The following is a 15,494-nucleotide window of genomic DNA, read 5'->3' on the forward strand; positions in this document are numbered from 1 at the left end:
GCATGGCCGGGACCGGATCCTCCCCTTGCAGGGGAGGTGGCAACCGAGGGAGGATACGGCAATCCGAACGGTTGTGTCTGCCAAAGATGCCAGCGCCAAAAAAAGAAAACCCTCGTCCCGGGGGCAGAGGGACGAGGGTTCCTTTGAGCGTTCGTCACGCTTGGTGCCAAGAAGGCGGTTCAGGAGGCGTGGGCAACAGGGGGGAAACCCGCCTCGAACCTTCTTGACCCTCCCTATCTAGTTCGCCCGGGCTTTCTGGCAAGTGAACAGCTTCGTTAGATTGGTCGCAATTTGTCGCAACCTCGCCACAACGGGCGATAATCCGTTGTCTGCTATCGACGAACCTGCGGGCGCGGATCTTTCCACCGGAAGGTCGAATCCGGCACGGCGATGCCATACTGATGATTGCTGAGCCTGACGGTGGTGCGCTTGTTCTGCGAATCGAGCGCGACCCAGTAGGACAGTTCCAGCCCGCCCGGCGCGGCGCCGTTGCGCACGAAGATCAGCGTGATGATGCCGTATTCGGGATGCGAGCGATCGCGCACCTCGACGCTGATGACATCGGCGCTGCCGGTGGGCTTGAGCGTGCCGAAGCGGGCGACATCGCGATTGGGATCGAGCAGCGCGCCCAGCGGGCTGTTGCTGATCGGCCAACGCTGCACCTGGTTCACTTCATAGTCGATCAGCGTCAGCGCCTTGCCATCGCCGACGATCAGCATCGGCACGCCCTTTTCATACTGGAAGCGGATCTTGCCGGGGCGCTTGAGCGTGAGCACGCCGTTCACCGTCTGGCCACTCCGGTCGGTCTGGGTGAAATTGGCGCGCAACGTGGAAATGCCGCGCAACGCGGCGACCGCCTCGCCAAGCTGGGCCGGAGCGGGTTCCGGCGCCGCGAGGGCGGTCATGGCGGGCGTGGCGGCGCAAACGCCAAGCGCGGCCAAAGCGGCCGCGCCAGACATGTCGCGCAGGATCCTCAAGGTTCGATTCATGCCCGGCTCCCTAAAGCCACGGCCTTGAACCGGCCGTGAACTTACTTGATCTTGGCTTCCTTGAACTCGACGTGCTTGCGCGCGACGGGATCATACTTGCGGAAGCTCATCTTCTCGGTCGTGTTCCGGGGATTCTTCTTCGTGACGTAGAAAAACCCGGTATCGGCGGTCGATACCAGCCGGATCTTCACGGTTGCGGGCTTCGCCATGGCGCTATCCTGTAAACTCTGGTTCCAGCCGCGCTGGTGTGGCGCCGGCATGTCCGTTTGGTCAAAACAATCAGGGCGGCAAACACGCGCCGCCCTTCAAGGCCGAGGCCCATGCGCGATGGCGCCCGCGAAGTCAAGCCGCACAAGCGCGCGAACCGCGCCGCACGCCCCGCTCAATCGATCCTGAACGGCTTGATCGGCTTCAGCTTGTCGAACTTCTCGTCAAGCGGCGCGTGATCCAGCGGCTTGAGTTCGAGCGGCGGGGGATCGATGTGCGTATCGGGCAACCGATCGAGCAAGTCGCGAATCAGCGTCAGGCGTCCCAGCCGCTGGTCATTGAAATCCACCAGCGTCCAGGGCGCGTGCCTGGTGTGCGTGGCTTCCAGCATCTCCTCGCGCGCCTTGGTATAGGCCTCGTACTTCTGGCGGGCGGCAAGGTCGATCGGCGAAAGCTTCCAGCGCTTGAGCGGATCTTCCAGCCGCTCGGCCAGGCGCTCTTCCTGCTTTTCCTGGTCGCAGGTCAGCCAGTACTTGAACAGCAGGATGCCATCGTCGACCAGCAGCTTCTCGAAGCGCGGCACGTGATCGAGGAACTGCTTCACTTCAAAGGCGGTGGCAAACCCCATGACTTTCTCGACACCGGCGCGGTTGTACCAGCTCCGGTCGAACAGGGCGATCTCGCCGCGCGTCGGCAAGTGCTCGACATAGCGCTGGAAATACCACTGGCCCTTCTCGCGCTCGCTGGGCGAGGCCAGCGCGACCGTGCGGCACTGGCGCGGATTGAGCCGTTCGGCCACCGCGGCGATCGCCCCGCCCTTGCCGGCGGTGTCACGCCCTTCGAACAGCACGACGATGCGCGCGCCCGTTGCCGCGACCCAGCGCGCCATGGCGACCAGCTCCTCCTCCATCGGTTCGAGGAGCGCTTCGTAGTCCTTGCGCTTGAGCGGATCGCCCATCGCCGTCACATCCGCGAGAGCAGGAAAACCGCCGCCGCCCCGGCGACGATGCGATACCAGGCGAAAGGCGCGAAGCCCGAACGGCTGACGAAGGCGACGAAGCCGCGAATCACCGCGATCGCGACCACGAAGGCGACGAAGAAGCCGATCGCGATCTGCGTCCAGCCGACCGGGCCAAGCCCGGCCGCCAGTTCATGGCGCGCATCGAGCAGTTCCAGCGTGGTCGCCCCCAGCATGGTCGGCACCGCCAGGAAGAAGCTGAACTCGGCCGCCGTGCGCCGTTCTATGCCCATGGCCAGCGCGCCCATGATCGTCGCGCCCGAGCGGCTGACGCCCGGCACCATCGACAGGCACTGGACCAGCCCGACACCCAGCGCCTGCGCCACCGGCAGCTCGGCCACGCCGGTGAGCGGGCCGGGCCGGGCCACTTTCTCGACCGCGAGGATGGCGATGCCGCCCACGATCAGCGCCCAGCCGACCACCATCGGGCTGGCCAGCAGGATGTCGATATAGTCCTTCAGCGCCAGGCCCAGCACCGCCGAAGGCAGGAAGCCCAGCAGGATGTTGCGCACGAAGCGCACGCTGGTGGGGTTCCAGCGCAGCAAGCCCCAGCCCACCGCCCAGAACGTGCGCCAGTACTGGACCACGACTGCCAGGATCGCGCCAAGCTGGATCACCACGTTGAACACCTTCCACTGATCGGCATCATAGCCGAACAGCACCGAGGCGAGGATGAGGTGGCCGGTAGAGGATACCGGGATGAATTCGGTCAGCCCCTCGACAATGCCGAGGATGATCGCGGTAAGGGTCAGGTCCATCGGCACACAGCCATGCCGCACGCGCCCGCCAAGTCAATCCGGCGCGTGCGGCATCAACAGAATTACGCGATCACCAGATGCGCACGCGCTCGGCCGGCGGCAGGTAGAGCTTCTCGCCCGGCTTCACGTCGAACGCCTTGTACCACTCGTCGAAATTGCGGACGATGCCGTTGACCCGGTACTGCGGCGGCGAGTGCGGATCGGTGACGAGGAACTGGCGCGCCTGCTCCTCGCGCACTTTCGAACGCCAGACCTGCGCATAGGCCAGGAAGAAGCGCTGGTCGCCGGTATAGCCGTCGATCACCGGGGCTTCCTTGCCGTTCAGCGAGAGCTTGTAGGCGCGGTAGGCCAGGCTCAGCCCGCCCAGATCGCCAATGTTCTCGCCCATGGTCAGCTTGCCGTTCACGCAGGTCTTGCCGGCGTCGAACGGGCAGAACGCATCGTACTGCGCGCCCAGCTTGTCTTGCAGCTTCTCGAAATTGGCCTTGTCGCTGGCGGTCCACCAGTCGCGCAAGTTGCCGGTGCCGTCGGACTTGGCGCCCTGGTCGTCGAAGCCGTGGCCCATCTCATGGCCGATCACCGCGCCGATCGCGCCATAGTTCACCGCCGGATCGGCGCTGAGGTTGAAGAACGGCGGCTGCAGGATCGCGGCGGGGAAGACGATCTCGTTGAAGGTCGGATTGTAATAGGCGTTGACCGTCTGCGGGAACATGAACCACTCGGTGCGATCGACCGGCTTGCCGATGCGGTTCACCGCGAAATCGTTGTTCCACTGCTCGGACGCAAGGCTGTTGCCCAGCGGGTCGCTGGCGGACAGGGTGAGCCCGGCATAGTCCTTGTACTTTTCCGGCGCGCCGATCTTGGGGGTGAAGGCATCGAGCTTGGCCTGCGCTTCCTTGCGCGTGGCCGGGCTCATCCAGCGCAGGTCCGCCAGGTTCACCGCCATCGCCTTGCGCAGATTGGCGACCAGATCCTGCATCGCCGCCTTCTCGGCCGGCGGATAGTAGCGCGCGGCATAGATCTTGCCGAGCAGGTCGCCGACCTCGCCCTCCACGGCGGACAGGCCGCGCTTCCAGCGCGCGCGCTGTTCCGGCTGGCCGCTCAGCACCTTGCCCTTGAAGGCGAAGGCGGCATCGTCGATCTCCTTGGGCAGGAAGGCGGCGTGATCGCCCAGGAAATGCGCCACGAGATAGGCCTGCCAGGTGGCGATCGGCGCATCCTCGATCAGCTTCATCGTCGCCGGCAGCCCGCCGCCGAACTGCGCCGCGGCCTGGGCGGCATCGATCTTGGCGACTTTCAGCTCATCGGCCGTGGGCGGCACTTCCACCGCGATCACGTCGGCGACCTGGCCCGCGCCGATCGTATCGAGGAACGTGCGCATGTAGCCAGCGGGCCCCATCGCCTCCAGTTCGGCCGCCGAGAGCTTGTTGTAGGTCAGGTCGCGGTTGCGGCTGGCGGCGCGATCCCATTCCATCTGCGCCATCGAGGTTTCCAGCGACAGCACCGCCCTGGCCGCCGACTGCGGGTCCTGATAGCCCGCCTTGCCGAGCATGAACGCCAGGTAATCGAGGTACCTGGCGCGGATATCGCGGAACTTCTCGGTATCCTTGAGGTAATAGTCGCGGTCCGGCAGGCCCAGCCCGGTCTGCGTCACGTAAAGCGCATAGCGATCACTCTGCTTTTCATCGGCATCGACATAGATGCCGATCGGCGAGGTGAAACCGGCCGTGGCGAAGAGCTTCACCAGATCCTGCCGGGTGGAAGCGGCGAAGATGCGCTGGAGATAGGGCTGCGCCGGCGCGAGGCCCGCCCGCTCGATCGCGTCGGTATCCATGAACGCCTTGTACGCGGCGGCGATGCGCGCCTCGTCGCTGCCCGGCGCGGGATTGGCGGTCAGCAGTTCGTCGAGGATGAGCTTCAGGCGATCCTCGGACAGATCGCGCAGCGACAGGAACGAGCCGATCCGGGTCTTGTCGGCCGGAATGTCGGTCTGCTGCACCCACTTGCCGTTGACGAAAGTATCGAAATCGTCGCCCGGCTTGACGGCGGGGTCCATCCACTGGGTCTGCACGCCGAAGCTGCCCCAGCTTTCCCGGGCTTCCTCGGCAAAGGCGGGGGTGGCGGCAACGGTGCCGGCGAAAGCGAGAGTGGTGGCCATGGCAGTGGCAAGGGCAGGCAGCGCGGTCCGGGCGAAAGTGCGGCGAATCTTCTGGCGCGACATGGTTATCCTTTCACAAGGAGGTCATGGAAATGTGCGGGAATGTCTGTTTTCAGACAGTGATGCCGAGCATTTAGGCAACAAGCCCGTCCAAAACCAGCCTTTTTCGCCGGCCGGATAGTCGGCGCGCCCCGCCGGGCCTTATTCGACCGGCCCCGCCAGGCCCTATTCAAAAGGCGTGATCTGCGGGCTGTCGAACTGCAGCGCGGCCAGCCGGGCATAGAGCCCGCCGCCGGCCACCAGCCGATCATGGCTGCCTTCCTCGACGATGCGGCCCTCCTCCATCACGACGATGCGGTTGGCCTTGCGCACCGTGGCCAGCCGATGCGCGATGACCAGCGTGGTGCGGCTTTCCATCAACCGTTCGAGCGCGTCCTGCACCAGCCGCTCGCTCTCGGCGTCGAGCGCGCTGGTCGCCTCGTCCAGCAGCAGGATCGGCGCGTCACGCAGCAGCGCGCGGGCGATCGCCATGCGCTGGCGCTGGCCGCCCGAAAGCCGCGCGCCATCCTCGCCCAGGAACGTGTCGAGCCCTTGCGGCAAGGCCCGCAGGAACCCTTCGGCATTGGCCGCGCGCGCCGCTTCCCAGATCTGCGCGTCGCTCGCGTCCCAGTTGCCATAGCGCAAGTTGTCGCGCGCGCTGGCGGCGAACAGCACGCCTTCCTGCGGCACCAGCGCGATGCGCCGGCGGATATCGGCGGGGTCGGCCGAGGCGAGCGGCACGCCGTCGATCTTCACGGTGCCGCTCTGCGGATCGAAGAAGCGCTCGGCCAGCTGGAACAGGGTGGACTTGCCCGCGCCCGAGGGGCCGACGATGGCGACCGTCTCACCCGGATCGACCTTGAGCGAGAGATCGCGCAGCGCCGCCACTTCGGGGCGCGAGGGATAGCGGAAAGTGACGTTCTCGAACGCGATCTGGCCGCGCGCCGGCTCGGGCAGCGCCTGCGGCCGGGCGGGCGGGGCGATTACCGGGCGTTCTTCCAGCAGTTCGGCCAGCCGGCTGGCGGCGCCGGCCCCGCGCACGAGATCGCCGTAGACTTCGGTGAGCGAGCCGAACGCGCCCGCGACGATGCCGCCGGTCACGACGAAGGCGGCGATCGTGCCGCCCGAGATCGAGCCATCGGCAACGCCCAGCGCGCCGCGCCACATCAGCAGCGTGATCGAGCCGAACAGGATGAACATGATGATCGCGGTCATGACCGCGCGGATCATGATGCGGCGCTTGGCGGTGGTGAACGTGCGCTCGACCGCGCCGCCGAAACGCTCCGCCTCGCGGCGTTCCTGGTTGAAGGCCTGGACGATGCGCAGCGCGCCCAGCACTTCGGTGGTGGTCGCGCCGATATCGGCGACCCGGTCCTGGCTGGTGCGCGAGATGGTGCGCAGGCGCCGCCCGAACCAGGCGATCGGCAGGATGACCACGGGAATGGCGATGACCAGCCCCAGCGTCAGCCCCGGCGCCAGCGCGAAGAGATAGGCGACGCCGCCCACCGCCATGATCGCGTTGCGCAGCGCGACCGACACGGTCGTCCCCACGATCTGTTCGATGATCGCGGTATCCGCGGTCATCCGCGATGAGATCTCCTTGGGGCTGTTCTCTTCGAAGAAGCTGGGCGAAAGCGCCAGCAGATTGCGCAGCACCGCCAGCCGGATATCGGCGACGACGCGCTCGCCGATCCACGAGACGGTGTAGAAGCGCACCGCCGTGCCGATCGCCAGCACGGCGATGATCAGCAGCAGGTATTCGAACCAGCGGGCGATATCGGCCGGGTTGCCGCCTTGCGAAAAGCCGCGGTCGATGATCAGGCGAAAGCCGGCCGGGATCGCCAGCGTGGCGCTGGCCGTGATGACCAGCGCGACGCCCGCGAGCGCGACCCGCCCGGGATAGGCCAGCGTCCCGCGCCAGACCATCCACAGCGGGCCAAGGCTGCGGCGCTTGCCTTCGCTTTCGGGCGCCTCGACGGCGGGCTGCGGTTCGGCTGCGGTAGCCTTGCTGGCGTCCATCCGCGCGCCTTTACAGCCTGAACCGGGCCAGGGGAAGAGGCGCCGCCGAACCTTGGGATCGCGCGCGCGGGCCGGCGCCGCCACGGGCACCCGCGCCACGGTCCGCTGAGGCCCTTTTGCGTAAATGCCGCATTGCACAATGAACGATTCGTCACCAAAATAGGGGTAAAGCGACGGGGGCCGAGCCTGCTGTCAGGAGATTGCCCGTGCTGTACAATGCCTATGAACTTCAGCGCATGATGCTGGGCGGCGCCGCCGCCTGCGCCGCTATCGGCGCGGAGCTTCTGTCCAACCCCGCCTTGCCGCTGGGCTATTTCGGCATGGGCCCGGTCATGGCCTCGGCGCTGGACGTGTTCGCCCATGCCGCCGCGCCGCGCGGCAAGCCGGCCTTCGATATCGAATCGGTGACGGTGAACGGCGTCACTCACGGCGTCACCGAATCGATCGTGCTGCACCGCCCGTTCGGCAATCTCCTGCGCTTCACCCATGACGGGCTGGCCCCGGACGCGCCCAGCCTGCTGATCGTCGCGCCGATGAGCGGGCACTACGCCACGCTGCTGCGCGGCACGGTGGCGCGCATGGCGGAAAGCTGCGTGGTCTACATCACCGACTGGGCCGACGCGAAGATGGTGCCGATCCAGGCTGGCCGCTTCGACCTGGACGATTACATCGATTACCTGATCGGCTTTCTGCACCACATCGGGCCGGGCACGCACATGCTGGCGGTCTGCCAGCCCTCGGTGCCCGCGCTGGCGGCCACGGCGGTGATGTCGGCCGAGGACGATCCCTGCCGCCCGGTGACGCTGACCATGATGGGCGGGCCGATCGACACGCGCGAGGCGCCCACCAGCGTCAACGACGTGGCCATGCAGCAGCCGCTTTCGTGGTTCGAGCACAACGTGATCGCCACCGTGCCGCTGACTTATCCGGGCGGTGGCCGCAAGGTCTATCCCGGCTTCCTGCAGCTTGCCGGGTTCCTTTCGATGAACCTGGGCTCGCACCTGATGAGCCACTATGCCATGTTCCACCACCTCGTCGCCGGCGATGACGAGAGCGCGGCCGCGAGCAAGGCGTTCTATGACGAATACCGTTCGGTCTGCGACATGACCGCCGATTTCTACCTCCAGACCATCGAGCATGTGTTCCAGCGCCATTCGCTGCCCAGGGGCGAATTCGTCCATCGCGGCAAGGCGATCGACCTGGGCGCGATCCGCGACACCGCGCTGCTCGCGATCGAGGGCGAGCGCGACGATATCTCGGGCATCGGCCAGACCCGCGCGGCGCTCCACCTCGCGACCCATCTGCCCGAACGGCTCAAGAAGTATTACCTTGCCGAGGAAGTGGGCCACTACGGCATCTTCAACGGCGGCAAGTGGCGCCGGCGCATCGCCCCGGTGGTGGAAAGCTGGATCGCCACGCATCGCCGCGCCCCGCTCAAGATCGTCGCCTGAAGGCCGGATTTTCGGCTGGAAAGTGGCGCAGGCCCGGTCGAACGTGCACGCGCGGCTAGCGAATCCCGCTTCGCCTCGCTATCTTGAAGACATGGTGCGGCGGGTCGGCATGGGTAGACGGGACGTCCTCGTGGGAGGACTGGCGGCGGGCGCGGCGCTCGCCCTGCCCAGGCGCGCGCTGGCGACCGAGGCGGTTCCGGCTGCCGTGACCAGCCCGGCCACCGCCACCGCGCTTACCCCTTACGAACGGCGCGTGCTCGATATCGCGGCGCGTGAAAGCAGCCGGCTGGGCAGCAAGCTGTGGCGCGCCGACCTGGTCGGCATCGCCGACTTCGCGCTGCCATCGTGGAAGCCGCGCCTGCATTTCGCCAATCTGGAGAACGGCACCGTCCGCTCGTTCCTCGCCGCGCATGGCCGGGGATCGGACCCGGAGCATAGCGGCTGGCTGCAATCCTTCTCGAACACGCCGGGCTCGGAAGCGACCTCGCGCGGGGCCTACCTGACGTGCGAATGGTACAAGGGCAAATACGGCACCTCGATCCGCCTCGTCGGGCTGGACAGCGACAATTCGCTGGCGCTCGACCGCGCGATCGTGATGCACCCGGCCTGGTACGTCGATGCCGCGATGATCACGAAATGGGGCAAGATCGGCCGGAGCGAGGGTTGCTTCGCCATGGGCAACGCCGATTTCAACGAAGCGCTATGGCACCTGTCGGGCGGCCGACTGCTCTTCGCCGACCGCATCGGCGAGGACTGATCGCCGCCCCGCTCCTTTTCCCGGCGGAATCGACACTCCCGCGAGGCGGTGTTACGGGACTGTCATGACTGGGGCACTCAGGGCGATCAAGCGGGACGCACCAACCGACGCGCGGCAGGTCCGCTCGCGCAATGCGCTGGCCGATGCGCTGCTCGCGCTGCTGGAGGAAAAGCCCTTCGACCAGCTCACCATCCGGGAAATCACCGCGCGCGCCGGCACGGGCTATGCCACCTTCTTCCGCCATTATCCGACCAAGGAAGCGCTGCTGGGCGATGTCGCGTCCGAGGAGATCGCCCATCTCCTGGCCATGACAGTGCCGATCCTGGATCAGGTGGACAGCTTCCAGTCGACGCTGGCGCTCTGCGCCTATGTCGCCGAACACGGCAAGCTGTGGTCGGCGCTGTTGACGGGCGGCGCGGCCGGCATCGTGCGCGCCGAATTCATCCGGCAGGCACGCGGACTGGCGCAGGCGGTGCAAATGCGGCGCGACTGGCTGCCGCCCGACCTGGGCGTGGTCCACGGCACGGGCGCGACGATCGACGTGCTGGCCTGGTGGCTCGATCAGGCTCCCGACACGCCGGCCGAGGAGATCGCCGCCATTCTCCACCGCCTGGTGATCGCGCCGCTGGTGGGGGACGGCATGGACAAGCCCGTCGCGGCCGAATAGCCAGGCAATGAGCTATGGTGTATCGCAACCGCGATCGCTTATATGGCCCGTGACCCCAATCGCCAACAGCCAAGCCGGACCCGATTCTTGAAACCCCTTGCTCTCGCATCCGCCGCCGCCGCGCTGGCCCTTTCCATCCTCGCCGCGACCACCGCATCCGCCGTCGATCCCGCCGCGCCGGACGGATCGGCGCTGTTCCGCCAGCGCTGCCAGACCTGCCATTCGCTCGATCCCGGCAAGGTGACGCCGCTCGGCCCCAACCTTGCCGGCCTGGTCGGGCGCAAGGCAGGGGCGACCGGCTTTGCCTATAGCCCCGCGCTCAAGGCTTCGGGCCTCATCTGGACGCGCGCGCAGCTCGACAGGTTCCTGGCCCAGCCGGCGCAAGTCGTGCCCGGCACGCGCATGGTGGTGTCGCTTTCGGACAAGGCCGAGCGTGCCGCGGTGATCGATTTCCTCGCCCAGCCGCGCCCGTAATGCCCGGCGCATGAACGACGCGCTGTTTCACGAGATCGCCGATGCCGACTGGCCGGTGTTCGGTTGGGCCGACGATGTGCGGCCCGCGCTGGCCGCCGCGATCGGCGCGGGCCGCGCGGTCGCGCTGGCCACGCTCTACAAGGTGGAAGGCAGCGCGCCGCGCGGCCCCGGCGCGCAGATGCTGTTCGACGGGCCCCACGCCAGCGGCTATTTCTCCGGCGATTGCATCGAAGGCGATGTCGCCGGCCATGCCGCGCATGTGCTGGCGGACGGGCAGCCGCGCCGGCTGCATTACGGCATGGGCAGCCCCTGGATCGACATCCGGCTGCGCTGCGGCGGCGCGCTGCACGTTCTGGTCGAGCGAGTCGCGCCGGACAGTCCGGCCGCCGCCGCGCTGATCGCCCATGCCCGCGAAAGGCGCGTCTGCCGCTGGATCAGCGACGGCGTGACGCAGCGCGTAGAGGCGGGCGAAGGGCCGCTGCTGGCCTTAGGCGATACGCCGTTTGCCATCGCGCGCCGCTATGATCCGCCCCGGCGGCTGATCGTTTCGGGCGGCGATCCCGGCGCGCTGGCGCTAGCGCGGCTGGGCAGCGATGCCCAGTTCGAGACGATCCTGGTGCGCCCCGGCGGCCCCGACGCCCCGCCCCCGTTCCCCGTCGCGCGATACTTGCGGGCCGAGCCCGCCGATGCGCTGGCCCAACTGGGGATCGATCGCTGGACCGCCTATGTCGGCGCGACGCATGAGGATCACCATGACCTGGGCGGCGTGCTCCAGGCCTTGCGGCGCAGCGCGGGCTATGTCGCCATGATCGGCGCCCGGTCGCGCGCCGAGGGCCGGCTCGCGGCGCTGCGGGCAGCCGGCGCCAGCGAAGCCGAACTGGCGCGCCTGCACCTGACGCCGGGCATCCGGGGGCTGGGCAAGGCACCGTGGGAAGTGGCGACGGGTATCCTCGTCGAAGTCATGCAAGCGCTCAATCCGCCGGAAGAGCACGCATGAAGCGCGTCGCCGTGGTGCTGGCGGCAGGGGCCGCCACGCGCTTTGGCAGTGACAAGCTTTCCGCGCCGCTCGGGGGCGAGCCGCTGATCCTGCACGCCATCCGCGCCGCGCGCGCGGCGCCGGTCGCGCGCGTCATCGTCGTCGCCCGGCCGGGGCTGGCGACCGGCGACTGGCCGGGCGATCCACCAGTGGAGGTGGTGAGGATCGCCAGCACGGCGCTGTCCGACTCGCTCCGGGCCGGCATCGCGGCTGCGGGCGATGCCGGGGCGGCCTTCGTCTTCCTGGGCGACATGCCGCTGGTGCCGCACACGATCGCCGCGCGTCTGGCCGCGCGAATCGGCGATCGTTATGCGGCGATGCCGCGCGATGATGGCCGCCCCGGCCACCCCGTGCTGCTGTCGCGCCGCGCCTTCGCCGACATCGCCCGGCTGACGGGCGACGAAGGCGCGGGCCGCCTGCTGCGCCAGCGCGACGACGTTCTGTTTGACGAGTGTACAAATCCGCTTATTCACTTCGACGTGGATCGGCCCGAGGATCTCGGGTGGCTGGCGAGCCGGGCGCGATCGGACGAATAACAAGCGCCGCACGCCAGGGACCTGCGGCCGGAAGACATTGGGAGTGCCATCCGTTGACCGATTTCAGCCCGCTGTTCACGCCGTTCCAGCTCGGCAAGTTCACCTTGCCCAACCGCATCGTCTTTCCGCCGATGGGCCTCGAAGTCTGCGAAGGCGGCGTCCCCAGCGCCGAGGCGGCCGAATATTATGCGCGCCGTGCCGAAGGCGGCGCCAGCCTCGTCATCACCGAGGGCGTCTATATCGATCATCCCTCGTCGGGCGATAACCCGCTGCTGGGCCGGTTCCACGGCGATGACGCCTTCGCGGGGTGGCGCCGCGTGGCCGAACGCGTCCACGCCAAGGGCGGAATCACCGTGCCCGAACTGTGGCACGTCGGCCTGATCTATCGCGGGCCGGACGTGCTGGTCGGCGGCGACCTGGCCTATCGCCCCGAACTGGGGCAGGTCAGCCCCTCGGGCTACATCGATCCGCAGAACAAGGTCTGCGAAGGCATGACCCAGGCCGAGATCGACGAGGTGATCGCCGCTTACGCGCGCGGCGCGGCCAAGGCGGTGGAACTGGGCTTCGACGGCATCGAGCTGCACGGCGCGCATGGCTACATCATCGACCAGTTCCTGTGGAAAGCGCTGAACCACCGCACCGACAGATACGGCGGCAGCCCGCGCGCGCGCGGCCAGTTCGCCGCCGAGGTGATCCGCGCCTGCCGGGCCGAGCTGGAGCCGGGAATGCCGCTGATCCTGCGCATGTCGCAGTGGAAGATGGTCGATTACAACGCCAAGCTGGCCGAGACCCCGCAGGAGCTGGAAGAGTTGCTGGCGCCCGTCGTCGAGGCCGGGGTCGACCTGATCGACTGCTCGCAGCGCCGCTTCTGGGAACCCTGCTTCGATGACGGGACCGACCTGAACCTGGCCGGCTGGGTCAAGAAAGTGACCGGGGTGCCCACCTGCACGATCGGCTCGGTCGGGCTCGACAGCGATTTCTTCGTCAGCCTGGCCGAAGGCAAGCCATCGAACCTCGATCTCGGCCGACTGGACGATCTGATGCGGCGCTTCGACCGGGGCGATTTCGATCTGGTCGCGGTCGGCCGCGCGATGATCGCCGAGCCGGACTGGCCCAGGATCGTCCAGTCGGGCGATCTCGACCGGCTCAAGCCGTTCACGCCCAAGGCGCTGGACGATGCGCTGATGGCCCACGTCACCGACTGATCCGGCGGCGGATGGGCGGGCTTGACGGGAACCAGATCCGCGCCCGGCTGGGGGAAGGGGGAGGATTTGCCAGTGCGCCTGGCCGTCGATCCTGTCGGCTTCTATTCCCTCGCCAGCCGCGCCGCCTGCGTCAGCCGGGCGCGCGCTTCGTCGAGCTGGACCATGGTCTCGTCCAGCAGGCGGCGCAGGCGCTGGTCGTCCGCGCCGCGTTCCACCGCCTCGCGATCGAGCAGGCCGTGCAGCAGGATGCGCACGCTGTAGCGGATGTGCCGGTCGGTCGCCTGCGGGTCCATGGGCATTCCCCAGGCGGCATTGCTGGCCTGCCCGCCCACGACGATATTGAGGAACGCGGTCGCCGCCTCGTCGGCATCGGCCATCACGCCGTCCGGCCCGCCAAGCCGGCGACGGAACAGGTCGGCCAGATAGGCCAGCGTCGGCCCGGTGCCGAGCTGGACGTTGGCGATGCTGATCTCTGGCATCCTGACCGATTCCGCATTGGTCAGCCGCAGCAGCCGCAGGCCGGCCGGGCTCAGCACATTGGCCACCAGGATCGCGCCGATGCGCAGCAGGGTCTGCTCGAAATCGTCGGTCTCCTCGGCGCGCAGGCGATCGATCGGCACGATCCATTCCTCGATCGCGCGGCCAAGCGCGGCCTTGAACAGCGTGGTCTTGTCGCCATAGCGGGCATAGACCGTGCGCTTGGCCATGCCGGCGGCGGCGGTGATCGCATCGATCGACGTGCCGTCGAAGCCTTTTTCCAGAAACAGGTCGAGCGCCTTGTCGAGCAGCTGCTCGTTGCTGAGCGTGGGCCGGCCGGGCCGGCGGCGGGCGGGGCCGGCTTGCGGCGAGTCGCCATCGGGATCGGAATCAGGGCCGGGAACGCCGGGTTCGGCGAGGGACGATGTGCGCATGGGCCGACCCTAACGCGGCGTATCGCCGATCGCAACTTTGTTTGAAACGACCAAGGTGATATTTATTCGCGTCGGATGCAAAATTGCTGGTGACGAGCGCTGGGATCATTGCTATTGAAACGATCAGGGTAACAATCAACCGCGAGACTCGCCGCGCAGGCGCAGCCGAATGCGGAAGCGCCTTGGGAGACGGAAGCGATATGACGCTGCCTTCGATTGAACTGACACCGCGCATCGGGTCCGAAGTGCGGCTGACCAAAGCGGAGCTGCTGAGCGGCGATTATGCCGGCGCAATCCGCGCCCTGCTGGTCGAACGCGGCGCGATCGTGATCCGCGGCCTGCACCTGAACGACGAGGAACTGCGCAACGTCGCCCGCACGCTGGGCGACTTGCGCATCGGCGCCGCAAAGCGCGGCGCCGACGGCAAAGTGCTGACCGAAGGCGATCAGGGCGTGCTCAAGGTCAGCCTCGATCCCGCGGTGAACCCGGAATACGCGCGCTTCCTGTTCGGCAACCTGCTGTGGCACATGGACGGCACTTACGAGGAAGTGCCGCCCTTCGCGACGCTGTTCACCCCCTATCGCCTGTCGCGCGAGGGTGGCGACACGATGTTCGCCAGCACTTATGCCGCTTACGAGGACTTGCGCCCGGACGAGCAGACCTGGCTCGACACGCTGCGCGTCGTCCACACCATGCAGGCCGCGCTGTTTCCCGCCAAGCGCGACTGCACGCCCGAGGAATTCGCGGTGTGGTGCACGTATCCGCAGCGTTCGCACCCGCTGGTGTGGCAGCACAAGTCGGGCCGCAAGTCGCTCGTGCTCAGCACCTCGGCCGCTTATGTCGAGGGGATGCACCCGGCGGAGAGCCATGACCTGCTGGAGCGGCTGATGGCACACGCGACGCAGGACAAATACGTCTATCGCCACAAGTGGCAACTCGGCGACCTCGCCATCTGGGACAACACCGGTAACATGCACCGCGCCATGCCGTTCGAGGCGGGCAGCCAGCGCGAATTCCACCGCTGCACGCTGAACGGCGAGGAGCCCGTCACCGCGCCTGCCCGCGCGATGGCCGTGCCGGCCTGAAGCCCCGGACATACCACCCCATTCGAGAAGGAGAGATACATGCAGGTCGGCGTTCACCTTGGCTACCAGAACCTTCACGGGCTGCCAGACTACGAATTCTTCCGCCGCGAGACGCAACTTGCGCGGCGACAACTACGATGGCCGGTTGAGCGGCGACTATGATGGCCGGTAGGATCGGTTGTCT

At 67.5% G+C, this 15,494-nt stretch carries 15 protein-coding genes; 8 read left to right on the forward strand and 7 right to left on the reverse strand.

The window, feature by feature from the left end:
• Window positions 1-332: 332 nt before the first annotated feature.
• The 6 genes from PYV00_RS04235 to PYV00_RS04260 form a co-directional block, all read right to left on the reverse strand.
• On the reverse strand, window positions 333-989 hold the full coding sequence (locus PYV00_RS04235) for a LolA family protein (protein WP_275227003.1): 657 nt from the start codon (window positions 987-989) through the stop codon (window positions 333-335).
• A gap of 41 nt (window positions 990-1,030) precedes the next feature.
• Entirely contained in the window at window positions 1,031-1,198 is a 168-nt protein-coding gene (gene rpmG, locus PYV00_RS04240) for a 50S ribosomal protein L33 (RefSeq protein WP_013832249.1), read from the reverse strand.
• Between the two features lie 173 nt (window positions 1,199-1,371).
• A complete protein-coding gene (ppk2, locus tag PYV00_RS04245; RefSeq protein ID WP_275227004.1) occupies window positions 1,372-2,154 on the reverse strand; it encodes a polyphosphate kinase 2 in 783 nt (260 codons plus the stop codon).
• Between the two features lie 5 nt (window positions 2,155-2,159).
• Window positions 2,160-2,972 (reverse strand): undecaprenyl-diphosphate phosphatase, encoded by an 813-nt coding sequence (locus PYV00_RS04250; RefSeq protein ID WP_275227005.1) that lies wholly within the window; start codon window positions 2,970-2,972, stop codon window positions 2,160-2,162.
• A gap of 70 nt (window positions 2,973-3,042) precedes the next feature.
• Entirely contained in the window at window positions 3,043-5,193 is a 2,151-nt protein-coding gene (locus PYV00_RS04255) for a M13 family metallopeptidase (RefSeq protein WP_275227006.1), read from the reverse strand.
• 162 nt (window positions 5,194-5,355) lie between these two features.
• The gene (locus PYV00_RS04260) at window positions 5,356-7,188 is read right to left on the reverse strand and encodes an ABC transporter transmembrane domain-containing protein (protein WP_275227007.1); all 1,833 of its coding nucleotides are present in this window, start codon (window positions 7,186-7,188) and stop codon (window positions 5,356-5,358) included.
• 206 nt (window positions 7,189-7,394) lie between these two features.
• Between PYV00_RS04260 and PYV00_RS04265 the strand changes: the two genes are divergently transcribed.
• The 7 genes from PYV00_RS04265 (at window position 7,395) to PYV00_RS04295 (ending at window position 13,314) form a co-directional block, all read left to right on the forward strand.
• Window positions 7,395-8,639, forward strand: coding sequence for a polyhydroxyalkanoate depolymerase (locus PYV00_RS04265; RefSeq protein WP_275227008.1), 1,245 nt, complete (start codon window positions 7,395-7,397; stop codon window positions 8,637-8,639).
• Window positions 8,640-8,748: 109 nt separating this feature from the next.
• The gene (locus tag PYV00_RS04270; RefSeq protein WP_275227009.1) at window positions 8,749-9,396 is read left to right on the forward strand and encodes a murein L,D-transpeptidase catalytic domain-containing protein; all 648 of its coding nucleotides are present in this window, start codon (window positions 8,749-8,751) and stop codon (window positions 9,394-9,396) included.
• Window positions 9,397-9,460: 64 nt separating this feature from the next.
• Window positions 9,461-10,063: a TetR/AcrR family transcriptional regulator gene (locus PYV00_RS04275; protein WP_275227010.1), complete on the forward strand. Its 603-nt coding sequence runs from the start codon at window positions 9,461-9,463 to the stop codon at window positions 10,061-10,063.
• Between the two features lie 87 nt (window positions 10,064-10,150).
• A complete protein-coding gene (locus PYV00_RS04280; RefSeq protein WP_275227011.1) occupies window positions 10,151-10,537 on the forward strand; it encodes a c-type cytochrome in 387 nt (128 codons plus the stop codon).
• 10 nt (window positions 10,538-10,547) lie between these two features.
• Window positions 10,548-11,534 carry an XdhC family protein gene (locus tag PYV00_RS04285; protein ID WP_275227012.1) on the forward strand — a complete coding sequence of 329 codons (987 nt, stop codon included), beginning with the start codon at window positions 10,548-10,550 and terminating at the stop codon, window positions 11,532-11,534.
• Window positions 11,531-12,109 carry an NTP transferase domain-containing protein gene (locus tag PYV00_RS04290; RefSeq protein ID WP_275227013.1) on the forward strand — a complete coding sequence of 193 codons (579 nt, stop codon included), beginning with the start codon at window positions 11,531-11,533 and terminating at the stop codon, window positions 12,107-12,109. The genes PYV00_RS04285 and PYV00_RS04290 overlap by 4 nt, the downstream gene beginning before the upstream one ends.
• Window positions 12,110-12,162: 53 nt before the next feature.
• The gene (locus tag PYV00_RS04295) at window positions 12,163-13,314 is read left to right on the forward strand and encodes a 12-oxophytodienoate reductase (protein WP_275227014.1); all 1,152 of its coding nucleotides are present in this window, start codon (window positions 12,163-12,165) and stop codon (window positions 13,312-13,314) included.
• A 101-nt stretch (window positions 13,315-13,415) separates the two neighbouring features.
• Here PYV00_RS04295 and PYV00_RS04300 read toward each other — a convergent pair whose 3' ends face one another.
• The gene (locus PYV00_RS04300) at window positions 13,416-14,225 is read right to left on the reverse strand and encodes a TetR/AcrR family transcriptional regulator (protein ID WP_275227015.1); all 810 of its coding nucleotides are present in this window, start codon (window positions 14,223-14,225) and stop codon (window positions 13,416-13,418) included.
• A 200-nt stretch (window positions 14,226-14,425) separates the two neighbouring features.
• Here PYV00_RS04300 and PYV00_RS04305 point away from each other — a divergent pair, with 200 nt between their 5' ends.
• Window positions 14,426-15,310: a TauD/TfdA dioxygenase family protein gene (locus tag PYV00_RS04305; RefSeq protein ID WP_275227016.1), complete on the forward strand. Its 885-nt coding sequence runs from the start codon at window positions 14,426-14,428 to the stop codon at window positions 15,308-15,310.
• Window positions 15,311-15,494 lie beyond the last annotated feature (184 nt).

It is taken from the genome of Novosphingobium album (ex Liu et al. 2023) (assembly GCF_029076845.1).
Taxonomy (GTDB): Bacteria; Pseudomonadota; Alphaproteobacteria; order Sphingomonadales; family Sphingomonadaceae; genus Novosphingobium.